The sequence below is a fragment of the Streptomyces europaeiscabiei genome (genome assembly GCF_001550375.1).
Lineage (GTDB): Bacteria > Actinomycetota > Actinomycetes > Streptomycetales > Streptomycetaceae > Streptomyces > Streptomyces europaeiscabiei.
Map to the genome: position 1 here is coordinate 1 of NZ_LRTR01000228.1, position 1,961 is coordinate 1,961.

Genomic DNA, 1,961 nt, shown 5'->3' on the forward strand with positions numbered 1-1,961 from the left:
ACTACGAGGCCGAAGTCAAGATCCGTATGAACACGGAGAACTACGGCGACGTCCTCATGATCCCGGCCGTCTCCCGCCGTTCACCGACCCCCGGCCCCCGGCCCCCCGTCCACACCCCGCACCGTGAACCCGGTGACCAGCCCCCCACCCTCCCGCCGGAACGCGAACGGCGCCCCGCCGTGCGCCGCCGCCACCGCTCGGACGATCGACAGCCCGAGCCCGGACCCGGGCAGACTGCGGGCGTCCGGGGCACGATAGAAGCGGTCGAAGATGCGTTCGAGATCGCAGTCGGGGACACCGGGACCCCGGTCGAGAACCTCGACGCGGACGACGTCCGAGGCCCCGCCCGGTCCACGCGTGCCCCCCGGTTCCCCGAAGTCCCCCGGGCCACCCAGCTCCTCCAGTCCGCCCAGCTCGCCCAGGCCTCCCGCCGACCCCCGCGCCACGACGACCACGATCGCCCCCGACCCGGCGCGGTCGAACTTCGCCGCGTTCTCCACCAGGTTGGAGATGGCGCGCTGGAGAGCCCCCACCCGCCCCTCGACGGTCGTGTCCCCGGCCACGCGTACGACGACCTCGCGGCCGGTACGGCGGCGGGCGGTCCCCGCGACGTCCTCCGCGAGGTCGGCCAGCTCGACCCGCTGCACGGGCTCGGTGCCGGACTGCCCGGCCGCGAGGTCGACCAACTCGTTGACCAGGTCGGTCAGTTCGAGGGCCTCCTGGGAGAGGTCGTCGACGAGCTCCGCACGCATCCGGGGCGGCAGCTCGTCGATACGCCGGAGCAGGGAGATGTTCGTACGGAGGGAGGTGAGAGGGGTGCGGAGTTCGTGGCCGGCGTCCTGGACCAGCCGCCGCTGGTCCTCCTCGGACTGCGCGAGGCGAACCAGCATGCGGTCGAAGGAACGCCCCAGCCGGCCCACCTCGTCCCGGCCCGCGACCGGCACCTGGATGCCCAGATGCCCGGTCCGGGCCACGTCCTCCGCCGCCCCCGCCAACTGCACCAGCCGCCGGGTCTGCCGCCGCGCCAGCCACCACCCGAACAGCCCGGCCGAGATGACGATGCCGGACACGAACAGCAGGGTCCGCTGCTGCAGCTCCCGCAGCAGGTCCTCGGTGTCGCTGAACTCCTGCGCGACCTGCACCGCACCCCGGCCGCCGCCGAGCGCGACGGTCACCACCCGGTAGCGGTCGTCGCCGACCTCGACCTCGCCGTGCTCGACCATCACCCCGGCCAGGGCCGCGTCGGCCATACTGCGGTCCGCGTCGCGGACGGGCAGGCCGGGGGCGCCCTTTTCGAGGATCTCCCCGTGCGGGCCGAGCACCTGGACGTCCGTACGACCGGAGCGGATCAGGTCGTCACGCGGACCGCCGCTGCCGCTCGGCGCGAAGTCCTCCGGCGTCAGCGGGTCCTGCTCGACCAGCTCCCGCAGATCACGCACGACCTCGGCGAACACGGTCTGCTCGTCGACCCGCACCAGCCGCGCCGCCGCGCTGTAGCTGAGGATCCCGACGAGGACGGTGACGACGCACGCCACCGCCACGAACGACACGGTGAAGGTCGCCCGCAGTGAGGGGACCGGCCGCAGCCGGGAGAGCAGGCGGGACAGCGCCCGGACGGGACGTGGCGGCACCGGGCGCCGCCCTCAGTCTTCCCGCAGCGCGTACCCCACACCCCGCACGGTGTGGATCAGCGCGGGCGCCCCGGGCTCGTCGAGCTTGCGGCGCAGATAACCGACGTAGACGGCGAGGTTCTTGGAGCCGGGCCCGAAGTCGTAGCCCCAGATGCGGTCGTAGATCGTCGCGTGGTCGAGCACGATGCCCGCGTTACGGACGAGCAGTTCGAGGAGGTCGAACTCGGTCCGGGTCAGCTCCAGTTCCCGCGCCCCGCGCCACGCCCGCCGCGCCTGTACGTCCATCCGCAGCCCGGCGGCCGTGAGCAGCCCCCCGGCGTCCGGGGCCGC

At 73.7% G+C, this 1,961-nt stretch carries 2 protein-coding genes; both read right to left on the minus strand.

Features of this window, described 5'->3' with window-relative positions; genetic code table 11:
- Nucleotides 1-80: 80 nt before the first annotated feature.
- The gene (locus AWZ10_RS11110) at nucleotides 81-1,631 is read right to left on the minus strand and encodes a HAMP domain-containing sensor histidine kinase (RefSeq protein WP_060890981.1); all 1,551 of its coding nucleotides are present in this window, start codon (nucleotides 1,629-1,631) and stop codon (nucleotides 81-83) included.
- Between the two features lie 12 nt (nucleotides 1,632-1,643).
- The coding region (locus AWZ10_RS11115; protein ID WP_167365940.1) for a winged helix-turn-helix domain-containing protein at nucleotides 1,644-1,961 on the minus strand (318 nt) is incomplete at its 5' end.